1 rRNA gene is annotated in these 1,792 nt (G+C 50.7%); it reads right to left on the reverse strand.

Annotated elements, in window-relative coordinates:
• Positions 1–56: 56 nt before the first annotated feature.
• A 16S ribosomal RNA gene (locus IAE45_RS18505) occupies positions 57–1,616 on the reverse strand.
• Positions 1,617–1,792 lie beyond the last annotated feature (176 nt).

Below are 1,792 nucleotides of genomic sequence, written 5' to 3' on the forward strand. Positions count from 1 at the left end.
ACCTCTCAAAACTGAACAAAGGCAAACGATGTGTAGTCTTCCGAAATATTCCTTAGAAAGGAGGTGATCCAGCCGCACCTTCCGATACGGCTACCTTGTTACGACTTCACCCCAATCATCTATCCCACCTTAGGCGGCTGGCTCCAAAAAGGTTACCTCACCGACTTCGGGTGTTACAAACTCTCGTGGTGTGACGGGCGGTGTGTACAAGGCCCGGGAACGTATTCACCGCGGCGTGCTGATCCGCGATTACTAGCGATTCCGGCTTCATGTAGGCGAGTTGCAGCCTACAATCCGAACTGAGAGAAGCTTTAAGAGATTAGCTTAGCCTCGCGACTTCGCAACTCGTTGTACTTCCCATTGTAGCACGTGTGTAGCCCAGGTCATAAGGGGCATGATGATTTGACGTCATCCCCACCTTCCTCCGGTTTGTCACCGGCAGTCTCGCTAGAGTGCCCAACTAAATGATGGCAACTAACAATAAGGGTTGCGCTCGTTGCGGGACTTAACCCAACATCTCACGACACGAGCTGACGACAACCATGCACCACCTGTCACTTTGCCCCCGAAGGGGAAGCTCTATCTCTAGAGTGGTCAAAGGATGTCAAGACCTGGTAAGGTTCTTCGCGTTGCTTCGAATTAAACCACATGCTCCACCGCTTGTGCGGGCCCCCGTCAATTCCTTTGAGTTTCAACCTTGCGGTCGTACTCCCCAGGCGGAGTGCTTAATGCGTTTGCTGCAGCACTGAAGGGCGGAAACCCTCCAACACTTAGCACTCATCGTTTACGGCGTGGACTACCAGGGTATCTAATCCTGTTCGCTCCCCACGCTTTCGAGCCTCAGCGTCAGTTACAGACCAGAGAGCCGCCTTCGCCACTGGTGTTCCTCCATATATCTACGCATTTCACCGCTACACATGGAATTCCACTCTCCTCTTCTGCACTCAAGTCTCCCAGTTTCCAATGACCCTCCCCGGTTGAGCCGGGGGCTTTCACATCAGACTTAAGAAACCGCCTGCGCTCGCTTTACGCCCAATAAATCCGGACAACGCTTGCCACCTACGTATTACCGCGGCTGCTGGCACGTAGTTAGCCGTGGCTTTCTGGTTAGATACCGTCAAGGGATGAACATTTTACTCTCATCCTTGTTCTTCTCTAACAACAGAGTTTTACGATCCGAAAACCTTCTTCACTCACGCGGCGTTGCTCGGTCAGACTTTCGTCCATTGCCGAAGATTCCCTACTGCTGCCTCCCGTAGGAGTCTGGGCCGTGTCTCAGTCCCAGTGTGGCCGATCACCCTCTCAGGTCGGCTATGCATCGTTGCCTTGGTGAGCCGTTACCTCACCAACTAGCTAATGCACCGCGGGTCCATCCATCAGTGACGCAAAAGCGCCTTTCAACTTTCTTCCATGCGGAAAATAGTGTTATACGGTATTAGCACCTGTTTCCAAGTGTTATCCCCTTCTGATGGGCAGGTTACCCACGTGTTACTCACCCGTTCGCCACTCTTTTTCTTTCGGTGGAGCAAGCTCCGGTGAAAGAAAAAGCGTTCGACTTGCATGTATTAGGCACGCCGCCAGCGTTCGTCCTGAGCCAGGATCAAACTCTCATAATGATTTGTTTGAATGACCATACGGTCATTAAGCTCATAAAAATTAACTTTGCTAGCTATTGCTTGCATGTATTTGTTTCAATAAATTGAAACGTCCTACACATTGGTTCGTTTGCTTGCTTTGTTCAGTTTTCAAAGGTCTACCGTGCTGTGTTAGCAACTTTTATATCATATCAGAG

The organism is Enterococcus sp. S53 (genome assembly GCF_016516865.1).
In the GTDB taxonomy this organism is placed as follows: domain Bacteria; phylum Bacillota; class Bacilli; order Lactobacillales; family Enterococcaceae; genus Enterococcus_D; species Enterococcus_D innesii.